21 protein-coding genes, 1 tRNA gene and 1 other annotated feature are annotated in these 17936 nt (G+C 44.1%); of the genes, 12 read left to right on the top strand and 10 right to left on the bottom strand.

Annotated elements, in window-relative coordinates:
• Nucleotides 1–68 precede the first annotated feature (68 nt).
• Nucleotides 69–1322, top strand: a complete 1254-nt coding sequence (locus F6K38_RS06395; RefSeq protein WP_287356306.1) for a HEAT repeat domain-containing protein — start codon at nt 69–71, stop codon at nt 1320–1322.
• Between the two features lie 130 nt (nt 1323–1452).
• Entirely contained in the window at nt 1453–2166 is a 714-nt protein-coding gene (locus F6K38_RS06390) for a metallophosphoesterase family protein (RefSeq protein ID WP_287356304.1), read from the top strand.
• A 283-nt stretch (nt 2167–2449) separates the two neighbouring features.
• On the opposite strand, the gene F6K38_RS06385 is transcribed toward F6K38_RS06390, so the two are convergent.
• The 4 genes from F6K38_RS06385 to F6K38_RS06370 form a co-directional block, all read right to left on the bottom strand.
• A complete protein-coding gene (locus F6K38_RS06385) occupies nt 2450–3163 on the bottom strand; it encodes a hypothetical protein (RefSeq protein ID WP_287356302.1) in 714 nt (237 codons plus the stop codon).
• A 382-nt stretch (nt 3164–3545) separates the two neighbouring features.
• Complete coding sequence (locus F6K38_RS06380) at nt 3546–3746, bottom strand: hypothetical protein (protein WP_287356300.1); 201 nt, start codon at nt 3744–3746, stop codon at nt 3546–3548.
• Nucleotides 3747–3880: 134 nt separating this feature from the next.
• On the bottom strand, nt 3881–4012 hold the full coding sequence (locus F6K38_RS06375) for a hypothetical protein (protein ID WP_287356298.1): 132 nt from the start codon (nt 4010–4012) through the stop codon (nt 3881–3883).
• A gap of 79 nt (nt 4013–4091) precedes the next feature.
• Nucleotides 4092–5483 carry a cytochrome P450 gene (locus F6K38_RS06370; protein ID WP_287356296.1) on the bottom strand — a complete coding sequence of 464 codons (1392 nt, stop codon included), beginning with the start codon at nt 5481–5483 and terminating at the stop codon, nt 4092–4094.
• 341 nt (nt 5484–5824) lie between these two features.
• On the opposite strand from F6K38_RS06370, the gene F6K38_RS06365 reads away from it, so the two are divergent.
• On the top strand, nt 5825–6034 hold the full coding sequence (locus F6K38_RS06365) for a hypothetical protein (protein ID WP_287356294.1): 210 nt from the start codon (nt 5825–5827) through the stop codon (nt 6032–6034).
• Nucleotides 6035–6086: 52 nt separating this feature from the next.
• On the opposite strand, the gene F6K38_RS06360 is transcribed toward F6K38_RS06365, so the two are convergent.
• The 4 genes from F6K38_RS06360 to F6K38_RS06345 form a co-directional block, all read right to left on the bottom strand.
• A complete protein-coding gene (locus F6K38_RS06360; protein ID WP_008187933.1) occupies nt 6087–6470 on the bottom strand; it encodes a hypothetical protein in 384 nt (127 codons plus the stop codon).
• Nucleotides 6471–6819: 349 nt separating this feature from the next.
• Entirely contained in the window at nt 6820–7167 is a 348-nt protein-coding gene (locus F6K38_RS06355) for a ribulose bisphosphate carboxylase small subunit (protein ID WP_008187934.1), read from the bottom strand.
• Between the two features lie 84 nt (nt 7168–7251).
• On the bottom strand, nt 7252–7641 hold the full coding sequence (rcbX, locus tag F6K38_RS06350) for a RuBisCO chaperone RbcX (RefSeq protein WP_287356293.1): 390 nt from the start codon (nt 7639–7641) through the stop codon (nt 7252–7254).
• Between the two features lie 80 nt (nt 7642–7721).
• Nucleotides 7722–9152: a form I ribulose bisphosphate carboxylase large subunit gene (locus F6K38_RS06345; protein ID WP_008187936.1), complete on the bottom strand. Its 1431-nt coding sequence runs from the start codon at nt 9150–9152 to the stop codon at nt 7722–7724.
• A 460-nt stretch (nt 9153–9612) separates the two neighbouring features.
• On the opposite strand from F6K38_RS06345, the gene F6K38_RS06340 reads away from it, so the two are divergent.
• The 9 genes from F6K38_RS06340 (at nt 9613) to rplL (ending at nt 16728) form a co-directional block, all read left to right on the top strand.
• Complete coding sequence (locus tag F6K38_RS06340; protein ID WP_131827128.1) at nt 9613–10785, top strand: zinc metalloprotease; 1173 nt, start codon at nt 9613–9615, stop codon at nt 10783–10785.
• Nucleotides 10786–10897: 112 nt separating this feature from the next.
• Nucleotides 10898–11260 carry a 50S ribosomal protein L19 gene (rplS, locus tag F6K38_RS06335; protein ID WP_287248026.1) on the top strand — a complete coding sequence of 121 codons (363 nt, stop codon included), beginning with the start codon at nt 10898–10900 and terminating at the stop codon, nt 11258–11260.
• A 680-nt stretch (nt 11261–11940) separates the two neighbouring features.
• Nucleotides 11941–12013, top strand: a tRNA-Trp gene (locus tag F6K38_RS06330).
• Between the two features lie 682 nt (nt 12014–12695).
• Nucleotides 12696–12923, top strand: coding sequence for a preprotein translocase subunit SecE (gene secE, locus F6K38_RS06325; RefSeq protein WP_008188891.1), 228 nt, complete (start codon nt 12696–12698; stop codon nt 12921–12923).
• Nucleotides 12923–13540: a transcription termination/antitermination protein NusG gene (nusG, locus tag F6K38_RS06320; protein ID WP_008188893.1), complete on the top strand. Its 618-nt coding sequence runs from the start codon at nt 12923–12925 to the stop codon at nt 13538–13540. The genes secE and nusG overlap by 1 nt, the downstream gene beginning before the upstream one ends.
• A gap of 10 nt (nt 13541–13550) precedes the next feature.
• Complete coding sequence (gene rplK / locus F6K38_RS06315) at nt 13551–13976, top strand: 50S ribosomal protein L11 (RefSeq protein WP_008188895.1); 426 nt, start codon at nt 13551–13553, stop codon at nt 13974–13976.
• Between the two features lie 174 nt (nt 13977–14150).
• Complete coding sequence (gene rplA / locus F6K38_RS06310; RefSeq protein WP_008188897.1) at nt 14151–14867, top strand: 50S ribosomal protein L1; 717 nt, start codon at nt 14151–14153, stop codon at nt 14865–14867.
• Nucleotides 14868–15351: 484 nt separating this feature from the next.
• Nucleotides 15352–15520: a sequence feature (ribosomal protein L10 leader region), on the top strand.
• A 134-nt stretch (nt 15521–15654) separates the two neighbouring features.
• Complete coding sequence (rplJ, locus tag F6K38_RS06305) at nt 15655–16221, top strand: 50S ribosomal protein L10 (RefSeq protein ID WP_008188899.1); 567 nt, start codon at nt 15655–15657, stop codon at nt 16219–16221.
• 102 nt (nt 16222–16323) lie between these two features.
• Entirely contained in the window at nt 16324–16728 is a 405-nt protein-coding gene (gene rplL / locus F6K38_RS06300; RefSeq protein WP_008188901.1) for a 50S ribosomal protein L7/L12, read from the top strand.
• A 375-nt stretch (nt 16729–17103) separates the two neighbouring features.
• Here rplL and F6K38_RS06295 read toward each other — a convergent pair whose 3' ends face one another.
• Nucleotides 17104–17376 carry a hypothetical protein gene (locus tag F6K38_RS06295; RefSeq protein WP_008188903.1) on the bottom strand — a complete coding sequence of 91 codons (273 nt, stop codon included), beginning with the start codon at nt 17374–17376 and terminating at the stop codon, nt 17104–17106.
• 2 nt (nt 17377–17378) lie between these two features.
• Complete coding sequence (locus tag F6K38_RS06290; protein ID WP_267872105.1) at nt 17379–17507, bottom strand: hypothetical protein; 129 nt, start codon at nt 17505–17507, stop codon at nt 17379–17381.
• Between the last annotated feature and the right edge of the window lie 429 nt (nt 17508–17936).

Genomic DNA, 17936 nt, shown 5'->3' with positions numbered 1-17936 from the left:
CTATAGCTTTAATGTAGAAGGGGCCATGATTAATGTTGGTTTTGACTATCAGACCACGGTAGCCAGCGATGTTAATTAAATGCCTGGATGATGAAGACTATTTGGTACGGATGAGTGCGGCAGATGCTCTGGGAAAAATCGGGACAGAAGTAGCTATAGACCCGTTAAGTAAATGCCTGGACGATAATGACTATGAGGTTCGTAGTAGTGCGGCAGATGCTCTAGGTAAAATAGGTACAGAAGCCACGATAGACTCGTTAAGTAAATGCCTGAATGACGGCAATTCATCTGTGTGTCATAGTGCGGCAGAAGCTCTGGTTAAAATGGGTACAGAAGCTACGATAGACCCATTAATTAAATGCCTGGAGAATAAGGACTATGAGGTGCGGAGTAGTGCGGCAGAAGCTCTGGGAAAAATTGGCACAAAAGCCACAATTGAGCGGTTAAGTAAATGCCTGGATGACCCCAAATTATCTGTGCGTGAAATGGCAGTAGAAGCTCTGGGTGAAATTGGGACAGAAGCAGCCATAGACCCGTTAATTAAAGCCATGGATGATCACGACTTAGATCTGCGTGAAATGGCAGTAGAAGCTCTGGGTGAAATTGGGACAGAAGCAGCCATAGACCCGTTAATTAAATCCCTGGATGACCCCAAACCATCTATGCGTGAAATAGCAGCACAAGCTCTGGGAAAAATCGGGTCAGAAGTCACGATTAAGCCGTTAATTAAATGCCTGGATGACTCTAAATATTATGTGCGAAGTATGGCAGCAGATGCTCTGGGAAAAATTGGGGCAGAAGCAGCCATAGACCCGTTAATTAAAGCCCTAGATGATCACAACTCATATGTGCGGAGTATGGCGGCAGATGCTCTAGGAAAAATCGGGTCAGAAACAGCGATAGATCCCTTAATTAAATCCCTGAATGATGACTGTGTATCTGTGCGTGAAAGTGCGGCAGATGCTCTGGTAAAAATGGGGACAGAAGCCACGATAGACCCGTTAATTAAATGTCTGGATGATCAGGACTATTATGTGCGTAGGATGGCAGTAGAAGCTCTGGGTAAAATTGCCACAGAAGTGGTAATATACTCGTTAATTAAATGCCTGGATGCTCAGGACTATTATGTGCGTAGAAGTGGGGCAGATGCTTTGGGTGAAATTAGGACAGAAGCCACTATTTCTAAACTGATTAATCTCTTGAAAAACGAAGAATTTGTAGCAACTCATGATGAAGATATTTTTCAGGAAACCATCAACGCCCTTAAAGCCAGTCAAGAGCGCTGCCAATTCTACAACCCAACCTATAGTCCCAAACCCTGAATAATACCAGGCTGCACAACAGTTTCTCCACAACCTCCGCCAAGACTTCCCCCTAGATCCAGAAAAAATTGTTCTAGTTCCCGGTAACCATGACCTCAATTGGAAACTAGCAAAGGGAGGTTATCAGTTATTGGATCTCGAAGACTACGATGGTGAACTAAAAGAGGGTCACTACATCAAAGGTGAAGATGTGATTCGAGTCCGAGAGGAAGCCAAATACCAACAACGGTTTGCCCACTTCAGCCAATTCTATCAAGCTATCAAAACTCAACCCTATCCCCTCGACTATGACCAGCAAGCCATTATCGACTATTTCCCAGAGCAACAGTTGCTGATCCTAGGACTAAACTCCGCTTGGGAACTGGATCACCACTTCAGAGCCCGGGCTAACATCCACTCAGGTGCTCTGAGCAAGGCTTTGACCGAAATTCGCCGTAACCCAGATTACCGCAACTGCCTGAAACTAGCGGTTTGGCACCATGCCCTGAATAGTGCTGGAAGCGACAGGATTACCGACCAAGGATTCATGGAACAACTCGCCAAAGCTGGATTCCGCTTCTTCCTCCACGGACACATCCACAAAGCCGAAACCAGCCTTTTCCGTTACGACATCAGTCCAACTGGGCGCAAACTCGACCAAATTGGTGCTGGCACCTTTGGGGCACCCACCAAAGAAATCATACCCGGTTATCCTTGGCAATATAATCTATTAAAAATTAAGGATAATCAGCTCACTGTCTACACTCGCCGTCGGGAAGAAAACAATGGTGCTTGGAAACCTGATTCACGGTGGACTCAGGGTGCGGGAGAAGGTGCTTTGGATTATTATTCTATTGAGTTGTAGTAAGCATATGCGCTACGCGCACGCTGCGCGAACAGCCGTCAGCCGTCAGCCGTCAGCTTTCCGTAACAGAGATTAAACGAATACTTACCTGTTGTCTTGATGCAGTCGCTCATGGGGGTTTCCCCCAAGACCGCGCTGGATCGCTTATTCAAAAGCTGTTCGGTGTAGCTTACCCATAACTACATCAAGTAGCGTGCGCATAAGCTGATAGCTGATAGCTGTTCGCGTAGCGTGCGCGTAGCGCTTAAGCTGATAGCTGATAGCTGACGAGTTGTAGGGCGTTTTATTCAGGTTTACTTAATTCAGCTAGATAATCCCTAACTAACACTTCGATTAGCATTGGATCTAAATTGCTATGGTGAAATTTAATAGCTAAAGGCACCGTTAATCTTTGCTGATTTTCGTCGTAGGTTCGCTTCCCAAAGTAGAAAAAACTCTGGGTACTTTCACGACCTGTCTGGATAGAAAAACTTAGAAAATCTAAGCCAGGAAGATTACCAACAAATTGACCCAGTTGGTAAGCATAGGATCTCTCATTATTATTGGACCATATAGGATTAGCGAAAATACTGTCTTTGGTATTTCTGTATACTTCTGAAAATTCAAGCCATCCTAATTTTGTGGCATTATTAATGATCATTGGTAAAAATCGAGCTTCCCCTCCCACTGCTGTCGGACAAAATAATGGTGGATTATTAATTTGATACCATTTATGGTTAATAAATCTCCACCAAAAAGGAGGATGTTCTTTCAGGGCTTTAAGTAATTTCCAGATTAAGAAAGACGTAAACGTTGAATAGTCATTTTTAAAATTATCCTTATAATTAGTTTCGGCATCGGTTAAGTCTAATCGTAAGGTAATATCTAAATAAGGATTTACTACCTTTGTTTCATCAATAAAAAAGTCTAGTGCCCAGCCGACATAACTATTTTTGTATTGATCAGTATCTAAAGGTATAGCGTCGTATTTGTCTAAATAGTAATTTAAATCGTCCATAATTTAAGTATTAGTTGAGGCTAATAGTATTTTAGCTAAGCATTCAGCTGTCAGCGGTCAGCCGTCAGCCGTCAGCTTATTGTATTCAAAAGCACCGATTGCGCGTAGCTGTTCGCGTAGCGTGTGCGTAGCACATAAGCTAATCACTGATAGCTGATAGCTGTTCGCGTAGCGTGCGCGTAGCGCTTAAGCTGATAGCTGATAGCTGATAGCTTCGAAAAAAATAGCCGTAGAAATACTATCCACGGCTATTTAAAATCCACAATAAGTCAGTTGAAATCGCGATATCACTAAGTTACCAAATCTAACCCGATGTGATCAGATTTTATTGGCCAAAGGTGACTTTTTCAAGGGGGGGAAACCCCCCCAAAAATTTAAGGTGTTATGGCAACAGCCAATACTTGGTTATGGTAGTCATCACTTCCCCGGGAACCTCAGTTGGTTCCAGAGGAGTCCATTCAGCAATCTCCGCATAGCCTAGGGAATATAGCATCTGCATACTATAAATGACGGCTTCACGAGAACCTTTCAGGACGTGCTGAGCAGGTTGTTTTTTGAAATTTTGGGAAAATTTTTTGGACATCACTAAAAAACTGAACTCATCGGGTTATACAATGATTATTGTAATGATTACAAAATTAATTGTCAAGGGTTTTAGAAAAGTTTTTTTGGAGAGTTTTAGGGTTAATAAAAAACAGGAATATTCTGAAAGAGACGCTACCCGAATGCTGTTTTTAAAACTAGTAAAGCGGTTTGCAATTCAGTTAAGTATTTATAGATTTTAGGGAATCGGGAATCGGGAATCGGGAATCGGGAATCGGGAATCGGGAATCGGGAATCGGGTCGCACCTGAGGTATACAGTATTTTTTCCCTATTCACTCTTCCCTGTTCCCTGTTCCCTGTTCCCTACTCCCTGCTCCCTGCTCCCTACTCCCTGCTCCCTACTCTAACTTTAATGCCATATTTAGGACGTAGGGAAAATCTGGGGTCTATTTCTATGGATTGATTAGGAACTAATTCAATGTGAAACCTTTGCATGATGGCTGCTAAGATGATTGTAGATTCCATCAGAGCTAAATTTTTGCCAATACAGATGTGTTGACCTGCACCAAAGGGAAAAAAGGCAAATTTAGGTCTTTGCTTCACTTTTTCAGGTAGAAATCGGTCAGGGTCGAACTGTTCTGGATTATCCCAAAAATCAGGATGGCGAAAAATGAAGTATTGAGCAATAGTGAAAATCGTACCTTTGGGAATAAAATATCCTTGAATTTCATCATCGTTTAAGGCAACTCTTGGTAGTCCTAAACCGATTGGGCAAAGACGTGACGATTCATCAAATACGCGACGAGTGTATTCGAGTTGGAACAAATTCTCAACCGTAGGGTAATTTCCATTTAAAACGGTTTGTACTTCATCCTGCATCTGAGCCATAGCATCAGGATGGGTTCCGATTAGATACCATGTCCAAGCTAATGCAGTAGCTGTGGTTTCATGTCCCGCATTAATTAACGTAATTACTTCGTCTTGAAGTTGGCGATCGCTCATCCCGATTCCAGTCTCTTCATCTTGAGCAGCTAGAAGCATTGACAGCAAATCATTTTGCTCTGAGGGATGTTCACGACGGTACTGGATAATGTCTAAAACGAGGCGGTCGAGTGTTTGTTTTGCTTTACGGAACTCAAGATTTCTGGGGGTAGGCATCCATACCGGTAGTGCCAGGGGGTTATTCATTCGGTAATAGACATATTCCAAAGCTGTTCGCAAAGACTGCCCTAGTTTATCTGTCTTACTACTGATATCAATACTGAATAAGGTGGAACTGACAATTTTTAAGGTAAGCCGTGACATTTCGGCTGCAATATCAATAATCTCCCCTTCTGGCTTTTCCGACCATTCACCCAGAAGTGATTCTACACAATCAAGGATTACATTATGAAGTTTAACCAATTGCTTTTGATGAAATGCTGGCTGCATTAAGCGTCGCTGTCGAAGCCAAACCTCTCCTTCACTGGTAAAAAGTCCTTGCCCCTGAAGTAAGTTCATGGATTTGAGAAATAGATCTGGCTTTCCATATCGTTCCTGATGGCTAGACAAAATATGTTCTGCATGATCTGGATGGCTCGCCAAATTTAAACTTAATCCTGGCATGATTGGCAGGCGTACTAAATCTCCATATTCCTGCCACATATGCCCAAAATATTCAATGGGCTGATGCTGAAGTTTAGAAAGTTGAAATAGTAAATATCTTTTTGGTCCTGGTGGTAAATTAAAGTTACTTTTTCTAGCAACTTGAACTGAGGGGATTGGAGAGTGAGGCATAAGAGGTTAATTATAGCAATTATCATAGCTATGAGGTACAATTTTTCGGGATTTTAGGGAACAGGGAAAATAGAATATATAGGGATGCGGTGCATCAAGACACGGAATCCAATTCAAAGAATAATGTACCTCATAACTGCGATAAACGCTATATAATAAAAAACTAATTTTTTTATTACTAGATTACCACCCCAATTCTAGGATAGCCGTAATTTTAACCATAGGGCTGGGATAATTCGCTCCTAAAAAGTAAGCTATCAGCTATAAGCTGACAGCTGACGGCTGAATGCTTCAACAATTACTTACCAAATCCCCTGCTCTGANTTACTGCGAACCAATCCTTGGATGTCAGAAACAACTTTGTCAGAGCAATTTCAGACTCACCAGACGAAAACCAAACAGTATTTCGGATGCTTGGTATTATCATCAATCCTGATGATTCCTCTAGCGTTACTTCTGCTGGAGTTACTCCTGAGAGTATTCCTACAGGTCAAGTTCCAATAATCTCTGTTCCTGGAGGTGTGATGAGAGGTTCTATGCCAGATCGATAATGAGACTTGGCCTAGAAAGAGATACCGCTAGAGCCAATTTAGTGTAAGTCATTCACCGATTTTCCAAACCTTTAACTCTTTGCTCTAAGGCATTCATTCTTTCCTCTAAATCTAATTTGTCAGATTCTTGGGTGATGCTATATCCAATTAATCGTTCTAATATCCTTTCTTGTCGTTGTTGCTTTTCTTGAGACCTTAATTGTATTTCTTGTAGTTCACGTTGACCAACTTGTAGTTCACGTTGACCAACTTGTAGTTCACGTTGACCAACTTGTAGTTCACGTTGACTAGCTAGGATCTGTTCTAATATCCTTTCTTGTTGTTGTTGGTTCTCTTGAAACCTTAATTGTGTTTCTTGTAGTTCACGTTGAACAGCTAGCATCTGTTCTATTGTTGCTTCAATTCGATCTAATCTGTTGGAGCCGTTGTTAGTCATTGTTAATTTATTAATTAACCCAGGTTCTATCTATAGCCCTTGGCCAAGGGCTATATTCTATTATGACTTCTAACTGCTAAGTCCTGACTGTTGGATAAAGTTGGTTATCTTGATGCAAAGCGCGACTGACGGGAACCCCACAGGAGTAGGTTTTTTAAATTTGGGTCGGGAGTTGGGAGTATGGGACTCACCCCTAACCCCGACCAGAAGGGGCTTTGGCTTCCTCACCCCTGAATTTTAGGGTCAAGAATGAAACAGCCCCCCGAGCGAGCAATCCCTCGCTCGGGGGGCTAATAATAGCATTTCACTCAACCATGAATGCCTTAGCCTTTAGTAGTAAAAGCTGCGGTTACCAACGGCTGCGGCTAACACCTTCATTAGGCTTGTGAATGATGAAGCTGAGAACTTGGCACTGCTTAACGTTATCAAAACCTACAACCCGGATATAGCAGTCGCGGTATTCAGAGCGACACTCATCCACTTCCGCTAGCACATCTTTAGGTGAGGTAGCCTTGAACAAAGGCAGTTTCCATAATGTCCAGTAGTAAATCTCTGGTTCAGAGCTTTCGTTGAACTCAATCGCAGGGATGTAACCTTCCGCTAAGATGTACTCCACTTGCCGCATAATCTGAGCGTCACTCAGGGGAGGTAAGTAGGAAAGGGTTTCGTAACGACGCTCTTTTGGTAATGTTTTCATAGATTTTGATGCTCTGTTTGATTCTCTGTTGAAGTATAGGTATGAAATTTGGGGGATACCAGGTCACATCTTCGGTTGAACCAATTAGGTGTCCGAATCAGTTTTCTGCTCAGAATTAGTTGGGTTATCTGGAAGAGTGAATTGCGTGATGCGCTCAAGATGCCGACGCCGATGTTCTATATTCGACTGCTGGATAGTAGTGCAAACCATTTCAGGTAAGAACTCGGCCACTTCGTCTGCGATATGTTGCCGCACAGTCATAATCCGCAACGCAAATTCAGGTTTAGCCCGCAGTAATTCCTCAAGATAAACGTCTCCATCTTGGATACTTTGTTGTGAGGAAAAAGACTGTAGCCAAAGCGCTCGGGGAGGGTCGGTTTCTCTTAACTGGTTTACCACTGTCCGCAGTGCTTGATAGGTCATATAGCTAGCCAGCACCTTGGCTGTATCTTTCGCAACTCGTTTTAAATCCATGGTTGAACCCAGTCGTTTGGAAAAAGTATGAAGTCTAAAGTATGGCGTTTCATACTTCAAACTTCACAGCTCAAACTGCATCAGACTGTATCCATTGCCTCGAACTCGAACTTGATTTCCTTCCACAGTTCGCAAGCAACTGCCAACTCAGGACTCCACTTAGCAGCTTCCCGGATCACGTCACCACCTTCACGCATCAGGTTACGACCTTCGTTACGAGCTTGAATACAAGCTTCTAGAGCTACCCGGTTTGCAGTAGCACCAGGAGCATTACCCCATGGGTGACCTAGAGTACCACCACCGAATTGTAGGCAGGAATCATCACCAAAGATTTCGACTAGCGCAGGCATGTGCCAAACGTGAATACCACCAGAAGCCACTGGCATTACACCAGGCATGGAAGCCCAGTCTTGAGTGAAGTAAATACCCCGTTCGCGGTCTTGCTCAATGTGGTCTTCCCGCATCAGGTCAACGAAGCCCATGGTGATACCTTTTTCACCTTCAAGCTTACCGACTACAGTACCGGAGTGGAGGTGGTCACCACCGGACATGCGCAAGCACTTAGCCAAGACACGGAAGTGCATACCGTGGTGTTTCTGACGGTCAATCACAGCGTGCATAGCGCGGTGGATGTGCAGCAGAACCCCATTATCACGGCACCAACGAGCCAGAGTGGTGTTGGCGGTAAAGCCACCAGTGAGGTAGTCGTGCATGATGATGGGCATGTTGAGTGATTTAGCAAACTCAGCCCGCTTCATCATCTCCTCGCAGGTGGGAGCAGTGACGTTGAGGTAGTGACCTTTGATTTCGCCAGTTTCAGCTTGGGATTTGTGGATTGCGTCTGCTACGAACAGGAAGCGATCGCGCCAGCGCATGAAGGGCTGGGAGTTAATGTTTTCGTCGTCTTTGGTGAAGTCCAGACCACCGCGCAAGCACTCATATACTGCACGACCGTAGTTCTTAGCGGATAGACCTAGCTTGGGCTTAATGGTACAACCGAGCAAAGGACGACCATACTTATTCAACTTGTCCCGCTCTACAACAATCCCGTGGGGTGGTCCCTGGAAGGTTTTGAGGTAAGCAATGGGAATCCGCAAGTCTTCTAAACGCAGTGCTCGCAGAGCTTTGAAACCAAATACGTTACCCACGATGGAGGTCAGCATGTTGGTGACTGAGCCTTCTTCAAACAGATCCAGTGGGTAGGCAATAAAGCAGATGAACTGGTTGTCTTCCCCACGTACTGGTTCGATGTCGTAGCAACGACCTTTGTAACGGTCTAGGTCAGTCAGCAAGTCAGTCCAAACTGTTGTCCAGGTACCCGTAGAAGACTCAGCTGCAACCGCTGCACCGGCTTCTTCCGGAGGTACACCAGGCTGCGGTGTTACGCGAAACGCTGCCAAAATATCCGTATCTTTTGGAGTATAATCTGGCGTATAATAGGTTAATTTATAGTCTTTTACACCGGCATCGTAGCCAGCTTTTGTCTGAGTCCTGGTTGATGAGTAAGACATGCGTTGCTTCCTTAGGAACTACTGAATGTTGCTATCGCTAGAAGAGATTTTCTTTTCTTAGTGTTGTGTGTTGCTCCTAGCTAAGAGAACACACAACCCATCTAGGCTTGTTAAAATTTAGTCTTCGTCTTCTTTGGGTCTTTGCGTTTACTCATACCAATTTACCGATACCGATTACTTAATATAGCAGTCGCCAGGGCAGTTAGGACATGACAAAAGTCTCACACCCTTTGTAAGCGCAAGAGTTTGACTTCTGACTTCTGACTTCTGACTTCTGACTTCTGCTATATTTCGCAATCATAAAATTTACTAGATTTATAAAATTTCCGTATTTTTATTGATGTTATTCAATTAAATTTGATATTTAATTGAATTAAAGCGGATTTCAAAAAAACAGGTCATTTGATATTGAGCAAACTAATCTGCCAATAGATTTTAATGTATGAAAATCAAAAATCTTATGAAAACAAACTCCAAAAACAAACAACCTATGGATTTACTCAAACTGACACAAAACCTATCACTAGCCATCCTAGGGTCTGTTTTGAGCTTCGCCGCCATTGAAGTTGCTAACCCAGGACGCTCTGACGCTTTTGTAATTTTTAACCGGTCTGGTAACACACTCGGAGGTGGCTCCCGATGGGATGCAGCTCCAAGGACTATCCAAGGACAAGATCGTTCCTTGGACGGCGGATTGCGATACTCACTACAGGGCGGTTCCTATCAAGCTTACCGAGATTTATTCACCTGGGATATTGTTCCTAGTGTCAACGAGTTTCAAAATGCCATTGAGGCTGCGTTCAACGCCTGGACTGTAGTTGACCCAGTTTCTGGGTTAGGTACCGATTTGTCATTTGTAGCAGATTTAGAGACATCAGTAATAGGAACCGGTACAGGAGGCGTTCACCCAGATGGTGCCGAGATTGACCTGTTGGCATCGACAGATGCAACTTTCTGGAATCCTGGAAATACCTCACCCCAAGGTGAATCGTTTTTCTATTACATCAACGATACTGTAACTCTCACTTCTGGAACGGAAAATTACGCAGGCTCAAGCGCCATTATCGGGGCAGATATGACCTTCAACAATAATGCCGGAACAGTATATACCCTCGACTTTTTCAGGCGATTGTTGACCCACGAGATCGGTCATGCCATTGGATTAGGGGACATCGAAGGAGACATCAGTGCTAATAGATTTATCGACGACAACTATGATGGCAGTACTAGCGCCACAGCTCTAGCCACATTGAGCAACCCGATTGCCCAACTAATCGATCCCCTCAATCCAGCTGCTTCACCATTTTCATTGTTTACAGTTCCAGATCAGGATCCTGGTGTTGACACCCCAGGCGTAGATATTCTGATGGAATCCCGGGGACTAGGTATAGCTCCAGGGAACCCAGTCACCAACCTTAGCCCATTGGTTAACGATGACTACGCTGGTCGCCAGTTCCTGTATCCAGTGTCATCTGAGGCTAGATTTTCCTCTGAGGCTAGAGTTGATGAACCTACTGCTACATTAGGTTTACTAGCCCTTGGTATTATAGGTGTACGTTTGAGTACTCAAGGCAAAAAAAGCAAGCAACAGAGAGTAGATACACCTACGAGATCAGCTATTTACACCAAATAGACAGACACAGACACAGGTAGTGGTGCTGAAGTCCTACCTTTTCCCAAAAAATTCTAGACTTCAAGTCTTTCTTTGGGATATAATCAAAAACTGGTGCTTTTAGGCAAAAACCATGAATGCTCAAGAAATCATTCGTTCCATAGAAGCGGAACAACTTAAGGACAACGTCCCTACCATCTACGTCGGTGACACCGTGCGTGTAGGGGTACGGATTAAAGAAGGTAATAAGGAACGGATTCAACCCTATGAAGGCACTGTGATTGCCATGCGCAATGGTGGCATTAATGAAACGATTACAGTACGCCGGATTTTCCAAGGGGTTGGTGTGGAACGGGTTTTTCTACTCCATTCTCCAAAAATTGCTAATATAAAAGTAATCCGTCGAGGCAAGGTACGTCGAGCCAAGCTATACTATTTACGCGATCGCGTTGGTAAGGCTACTCGCATCAAACAACGCTTTGACCGTAGTTTATAACCTTTTTCTGGCCTAGCATCAGTTTGGTGTAAATGGCAAAATTAGGGTTAGTAAACAGTTAGAGAAAATGTTGCCGAGTCTACCAAAAACTTTTATTATTTGTTAGACTTAAATTAGGGTAACACCGACAGGGATTATTATGTAACTTAAATTAAAGCCGAAAACCAAGGATTTAATAGTTGCGCTATATCCATACGGTGGAACCAACTTTGTTGACATTTTTATGGCGCTCGCGGGATATTCCCGAGAGCTTTGGGAGATACCCCCTGGATGCTATTGCATCTTGCATTGGCGAACCTTGGTCTATCTTGGTAGACTTTGGTAGCTAAAAAGTATCGGTAAACTAAATAAAGCGAGAGGTTAGTAAACAGTTAGAAAAAATGTTGCCGAGTCTACCAAAAACTTTTATTATTTGTTAGACTTAAATTAGGGTAACACCGACAGGGATTATTATGTAACTTAAATTAAAGCCGAAAACCAAGGGTTTAATAGTTGCGCTATATCCATACGGTGGAACCAACTTTGTTGACATTTTTATGGCGCTCGCGGGATATTCCGTCAGAGCTTTGGGAGATACCCCCTGGATGTGAAAGCATCTTGCATTGGCGATACAGAATTTGCTTTTGGTAGATTTTGGTAGCTAAAAAGTATCGGTTAACCTCTACCTCTCTACTCCATCTGCGTCCTTAGTTCAGTTGGTAGAACGCAGGTCTCCAAAACCTGATGTCGGGGGTTCGAGTCCTCCAGGGCGCGCTCAAAATTGGTAGAATACAAAAGTTAGGTGCGCTCTTACTTGGCGAATTAAATTCTCCAGGGGTCGCACCTGTGCTATGCCAGGGTTTACCTGAGCAAATCCAGTGGTAGTCCGTCAGTTGAGGGGGCTGAGTAGCAGAGTTTGACTCAACCATCAGGACTAGTGGATTATTGTGGCAGGGATCCTACCAGCTAGACTATTGCTGACGCAAGGAGCAGGAAATTGACACCTGTAAATCCCACTTGTGTCTTCTAATCCCTGGCTGGATTAACTCAGCAACATACGCACATAGCACTAAGCACCGACCATGGTAGACAAATTTTGGGTTTAAAGCCCCATCCTTCAACGGAGGGCTTTGAGTTATAATTAGACCTAGCGGTAAAGCGCATATATAAAAAGCGTAGTAGGTCTAGCGGACAGCTTCTGATCCGGAACCCTGGTAGCAAAAATCCTAAATCTTGTATAAATTTGGAAGCCGTAGCACGAGAATTCAATAAATATCTTTCGGTGGGCTTTCCGTTTGGCAAATTTAATTCGCCACGGGTCGCACCGTTCCAAACGCCGCCGGGCAGACGGTGTATGCTTGTGGAGGGTAAAGTCGTTGGACTCCCGGAGAAGCAAGAATCCTCGCTGCGTTATTCACGAGGAGTGTCAATGCGTTGATGGGGGAAAGGAGAAGTTGTGGCGAAGAAAACAAAAGCTGAACCAGAGACTAAAGAAACTGAATCTGGGTTTAACCTAGGTAAGTTCTTCAACGAAACCAAAGAAGAACTCGCTAAAGTCGTTTGGCCTTCTCGGCAACAGTTAATTAGCGAATCAGCAGCGGTATTGTTGATGGTCATTCTGTCTGCCACCATAATTTACTTGGTAGATGGTTTATTTTCCTGGGCATCAGGACAGGTATTTTGATGAGTTTTGCTGCAGACGAATCCCAAGATTTCGATCAACAGGTATCAAAACCTGCAGGTTCACGTTGGTACGCAGTCCAGGTTGCTTCTGGCTGTGAAAAACGGGTTAAAACGAACTTGGAACAGCGTATCCAAACCATGGATGTAGGGGACCGGATTTTGAAAGTGCAGATTCCCCAAACACCTACGGTTAAAATCCGTAAGGATGGTTCTCGGCAACACAGCGAAGAAAAAGTTTTCCCCGGCTATGTGTTAGTCCAGATGGTGATGGATGATGAAGCTTGGCAAGTTGTCAAAAACACACCAAATGTGATTAATTTTGTTGGGGCAGAACAAAAACGCAGCTACGGGCGTGGACGGGGACATGTTAAACCCGTACCCCTCAGCCCTGGCGAAGTGGAGCGGATCTTCAAGCAAGCCGAAGAGCAAGAGCCGATTGTCAAAGTAGATCTGGCAGTAGGGGACAAAATCATTGTGCTATCTGGTCCGTTTAAAGGATTTGAAGGGGAAGTGATTGAAGTTAGCCCCGAAAGGAGCAAACTCAAAGCGTTACTCTCGATCTTTGGGCGGGATACACCAGTAGAATTGGAGTTCAATCAGATTGAAAAAACAAGCTAGACCCTAGATCATGGCTAAAAAAGTTGTTGCATTGATTAAGTTAGCGCTCCCAGCTGGGAAAGCTAACCCAGCTCCCCCCGTCGGACCAGCACTCGGTCAGCACGGGGTCAATATTATGGCATTCTGTAAAGAGTACAATGCCAAAACTGCTGATCAAGCTGGTATGGTGATACCAGTAGAAATTTCAGTGTTTGAGGATCGAAGCTTTACCTTTATCCTCAAAACTCCACCAGCATCTGTACTGATTAAGAAAGCTGCTGGCATTGAGAAAGGTTCAGCACAACCCAACCGCACTAAAGCTGGCAGCCTTACTCGCTCCCAGCTGCAAGAAATCGCCCAAACTAAAATGCCTGACCTCAATGCCAATGATATAGAAGCGGCAATGAAAATTGTGGAAGGCACAGCTAGAAACATGGGTGTAGCCATAACCGATTAGAAGGATGCATAGAAAGAGTGAAGGATGAAGGATGAATTTACACTTTCAACTTTCAACTTTCAACTTTCAACTTTTAACTTTCAACTTTCAACTTTCAACTTTCAACTCCAATGTCTTAAAGTAAACCATAGAGGGGGAGGAGTTTTACTTCGCTAAGTACCCCAGGAGATCTAAATGCCCAAGAAACCATCGCGTCGATTACAAGAACTAAAAAAGAAGGTTGAAGAGCGACCTTATGAACCCATAGAAGCTCTCAAACTCCTCAAAGAAACAGCCACCGCCAAATTTTCGGAATCGGCTGAAGCCCATATTCGCTTAGGAATTGACCCAAAGTATACTGACCAGCAACTGCGCACTACAGTAGCTTTACCGAAGGGAACAGGTCAGACGATACGAGTAGCAGTGATTGCTCGGGGTGAAAAAGTCTCGGAAGCTACTAATTCAGGGGCAGACATTGCCGGTTCTGAGGAGTTAATTGCAGAAATTCAAAACGGGATGATGGATTTTGACCGGCTAATTGCTACGCCGGACATGATGCCCAAAGTAGCCAGATTAGGTCGTCTCCTCGGACCACGGGGCTTGATGCCTTCTCCTAAAGGTGGTACAGTTACTAATGACATAGCTCAGGCAATTCAAGAATTCAAAGCTGGTAAACTAGAATTTAGGGCTGACCGTACTGGCATTGTTCATGTTATGTTTGGTAAGGTATCCTTTAGCCCCGAAGACTTACTGGTGAATCTCAAAGCTTTGCAGGAAACTATCGACCGCCATCGCCCATCTGGCGCAAAAGGTCGGTATTGGCGCACTTTATATGTGTCTGCCAGCATGGGTCCATCGATTGAAGTGGACATTGCTATTCTGCGTGAACTCAAGCTTGAGGGTGCCGCTTAAAACAGAACACTGACGAGCGAGAGTTAGCCACCTACTAATTTATTGGGTGGCCAGGGATCGCGCCGGGATAAATCCCGGCTATCGTGTTAAAATAGAATTACGAGTAAGAATAAGGTTGGTTACGTTGATTTTTTGCTAGTATGGTGAGATTCCAGCCAGTAAGAGACGGGGTTGATCCTACGACTATGGAACAGGCAAGTAATGCAGCAAAAAGTAGTGATTTATTGCCCTGATTTGTTTGGTACAACCACTCCGAAAGTTATTTAAATGAAAAGTAAATCCACAGGTTAACTTCTATGTTAATCCGTTCGCGTAGCGTGGCCTACGGCCAGGGAGGTAGGGCAGTTTTGAATCTGCCGCAACGATATACTAGATTAACTTCTAGATCAGACCGTGAGCTTAGTGGAGCGCGGTTTTAAACCGCGCAACGACATCCGCTCAGAATCCCCGTCTTTTCAAAGCGGGGAGAGTTCAAAAACTAGAAAATTGAAGAAGGCTTGCGCTGAAGACAGCAGGAGTAACTAGCTTAATATCCTGCCGAGGTTAAAGTACTATGTATCATCTGCCCAGGCACTGATCCTACAGTGAGTTCTATAGCGGTAATGATACGACCCTTAACCCCGGCCAAGTCTCCGGGGTTTTAGTTTGGTTATTTGTTATCAGTGAGATCATCGACGGTTGAATACTTATCATTCTTGGTTGAGAGTCAATTGAAAATAAATAATATTTATTTTTATTTATTTTTATTTATTTTCAATGAACAATTAACCAATTAACACTTAACAAAATGGGTAGAACACTTGACGAAAAAAAGACAATTGTGGCGGAGCTCAAGCAAACCTTGAGTGAGTCTCAGTTGGCTGTAGTTATTGATTACCAGGGGCTGTCGGTTGCTGAAATTACCGATTTACGGAATCGTCTGCGTCCCACTGGCACGATTTGCAAGGTGACCAAAAACACCTTCATGCGGCTTGCGGTGGAAGAAGACGAAAACTGGCGGCCAATGACAGAATTCCTCAGTGGTACTTCAGCCTTTCTCCTGGTCAAAGACGATGTTGGTAGTGCCATCAGAGCTTACCAGGAGTTTAAGAAAACCGCCAAGAAGACTGAATTTCGCGGCGGCGTGATGCAAGGTCAAGCCTTGAATGAAGAGCAAGTTAAGGCAATTGCTGACTTGCCTTCTAAGGAGGAACTGATCGCGCAAGTTGCTGGAGCGATTAATTCTATCGCTACCAAACTTGCTGTCGGTATTAATGAGGTACCAGCCTCCTTGGGTCGTAGTATTAACGAGGTGCCAGCTTCTTTGGGTCGATGCATCCAAGGGGTTGCTGCCAAGGAAGAAGGCAACAGCTAGTACTCGGTTTTCCCCCTTTCTGAGATTTGTACAACACTCAACTACAAGAGTTAAGTACAACACTCAACAAATTAAACAATTCACCTAAAAGGAGTTATATCAATGTCTGCTACAACTGATGAAATTCTCGAAAAATTAAAATCTCTCACTCTGCTAGAAGCTTCTGAGCTAGTTAAGCAGATCGAAGAGGCTTTTGGTGTCAGCGCTGCTGCTCCTGCTGGCGGTATGATGATGATGCCTGGTGCTATGGCTGGTGCTCCTGGAGCTGCTGAGGCTGAGCCAGAGGAAGAGAAAACTGAATTTGATGTGGTTCTAGAAGAGTTCCCCTCTGATAAGAAGATTGCTGTACTTAAGGTGGTGCGAGCAATCACTGGTTTGGGTCTCAAAGAAGCCAAAGAGTTGGTGGAATCTGCTCCTAAAGCGATTAAAGAGGCCATTGCTAAAGAGGCGGCTGAAGACGCTAAGAAGCAACTGGAAGAGGCTGGTGCTAAAGTTACCGTCAAGTAACATCTACCATCATGTCTGGTTGACTAATCATCATATCCCTTCTCGGGTAATGTAAGCATTCAGCGGTCAGCGGTCAGCCGTCAGCCGTCAGTGATTGGCCGTAGGCCACGCTACGCGAACAGCGGTCAGCTATCATGGTTATTTTATTCAAAAGCACCTCAAGTAGCTTGAGCCTACAGCCAATGGCTGTTAGTGTAGCGTGCCCATAGCGCATAAGCTGATAGCTGAAAGCTGTTCGCGTTCGCGGAGCGTGGCCATTCGCGTAGCGTGGCCAACGGCCAAGGCCAAGCGTGCGCGTAGCGCTTAAGCTGTTCGCGTAGCGTGCGCGTAGCGCTTAAGCTGATAGCTGAAGATTAGGGACTATTTGGTAAGTGATTAACCAGACTTGAGCTCAGTTGAATCAACCTCGATTTTTGGGGAGCCGACGCAATCGGCTCCTTTTTTTTGTGGAACGGACATCTTGTTTTTTGTGGAACGGGCATCTTGCCCGTTTGATTTTATGGAATGATTTGAATAGTTTTGTGGAACGGGCATCTTGCCCGTTTGATTTTCGGTTGAGGGGGTGACAAGCCAGCTCAACTTTTTGGCCTTGCTTAATAATGGAATGATTTGAATAGTTTTGTGGAACGGGCATCTTGCCCGTTTCATTTTCAGTTGAGGGGGTGACAAGCCAGCTCAACGGTGATGCGATCGCATAGCATCGCCTTCGGGGGAATCCCGCCTAGGGCTTGAGAAGACGCTGATTTCAATAACTCCATCCAGTCAGTGAATCCAGTCACCTCATGCAGTAATTAACTTCACCGGTTGATGTGATTTATATCACACCTTTATCTAACTAAATCGATAATAATGATTATTAGGGAAAATTATAAGATTAGTCAGCCAAGTCTTAGAATTTATCATTTCAGGGCAAAGCATCTGATTATATGCTCAGGATTATAAGCTCAGGGTAGCGCGTCTCTGGCTAAGAAAATATATCACTCAAGAAATATAATATCATCTCTGATTGACTAATTATCATATCCGAAATCAGGTAATTTGGAATTGGTAATTTGTATTTGGTGATTTTGAATTGGTAATTAGACCTCTCCAAAAACTTGAAACTTTCTCAGGCACTGCTTTTCAGCGATCAAATTGACCAAGTCAATTTTACGTTGAATTAACGCTATAATAAGCTTAAGAAGCTATTGATGTTAATTTAGCACTAA

It is taken from the genome of Moorena sp. SIO3B2 (assembly GCF_010692525.1).
GTDB classification, from domain to species: Bacteria; Cyanobacteriota; Cyanobacteriia; order Cyanobacteriales; family Coleofasciculaceae; genus Moorena; species Moorena producens.
The sequence above is the reverse complement of the archived record's forward strand: the minus strand, read 5'-3'. Positions and strand labels throughout refer to the sequence as shown.

Bases quoted from the DNA above. Each gene is read 5' to 3' on its own strand.
- F6K38_RS06385 (WP_287356302.1), bottom strand. From the start codon at position 3,163: ATGGACGATTTAAATTACTATTTAGACAAATACGACGCTATACCTTTA.
- F6K38_RS06360 (WP_008187933.1), bottom strand. From the start codon at position 6,470: ATGACTAACAACGGCTCCAACAGATTAGATCGAATTGAAGCAACAATA.
- F6K38_RS06295 (WP_008188903.1), bottom strand. From the start codon at position 17,376: ATGAAACGGGCAAGATGCCCGTTCCACAAAACTATTCAAATCATTCCA.
- F6K38_RS06370 (WP_287356296.1), bottom strand. From the start codon at position 5,483: ATGCCTCACTCTCCAATCCCCTCAGTTCAAGTTGCTAGAAAAAGTAAC.
- F6K38_RS06395 (WP_287356306.1), top strand. From the start codon at position 69: ATGTTAATTAAATGCCTGGATGATGAAGACTATTTGGTACGGATGAGT.
- rcbX (WP_287356293.1), bottom strand. From the start codon at position 7,641: ATGGATTTAAAACGAGTTGCGAAAGATACAGCCAAGGTGCTGGCTAGC.
- rplL (WP_008188901.1), top strand. From the start codon at position 16,324: ATGTCTGCTACAACTGATGAAATTCTCGAAAAATTAAAATCTCTCACT.
- rplK (WP_008188895.1), top strand. From the start codon at position 13,551: ATGGCTAAAAAAGTTGTTGCATTGATTAAGTTAGCGCTCCCAGCTGGG.
- F6K38_RS06345 (WP_008187936.1), bottom strand. From the start codon at position 9,152: ATGTCTTACTCATCAACCAGGACTCAGACAAAAGCTGGCTACGATGCC.
- rplA (WP_008188897.1), top strand. From the start codon at position 14,151: ATGCCCAAGAAACCATCGCGTCGATTACAAGAACTAAAAAAGAAGGTT.
- rplS (WP_287248026.1), top strand. From the start codon at position 10,898: ATGAATGCTCAAGAAATCATTCGTTCCATAGAAGCGGAACAACTTAAG.
- F6K38_RS06380 (WP_287356300.1), bottom strand. From the start codon at position 3,746: ATGTCCAAAAAATTTTCCCAAAATTTCAAAAAACAACCTGCTCAGCAC.
- F6K38_RS06340 (WP_131827128.1), top strand. From the start codon at position 9,613: ATGAAAACAAACTCCAAAAACAAACAACCTATGGATTTACTCAAACTG.
- nusG (WP_008188893.1), top strand. From the start codon at position 12,923: ATGAGTTTTGCTGCAGACGAATCCCAAGATTTCGATCAACAGGTATCA.
- rplJ (WP_008188899.1), top strand. From the start codon at position 15,655: ATGGGTAGAACACTTGACGAAAAAAAGACAATTGTGGCGGAGCTCAAG.
- F6K38_RS06355 (WP_008187934.1), bottom strand. From the start codon at position 7,167: ATGAAAACATTACCAAAAGAGCGTCGTTACGAAACCCTTTCCTACTTA.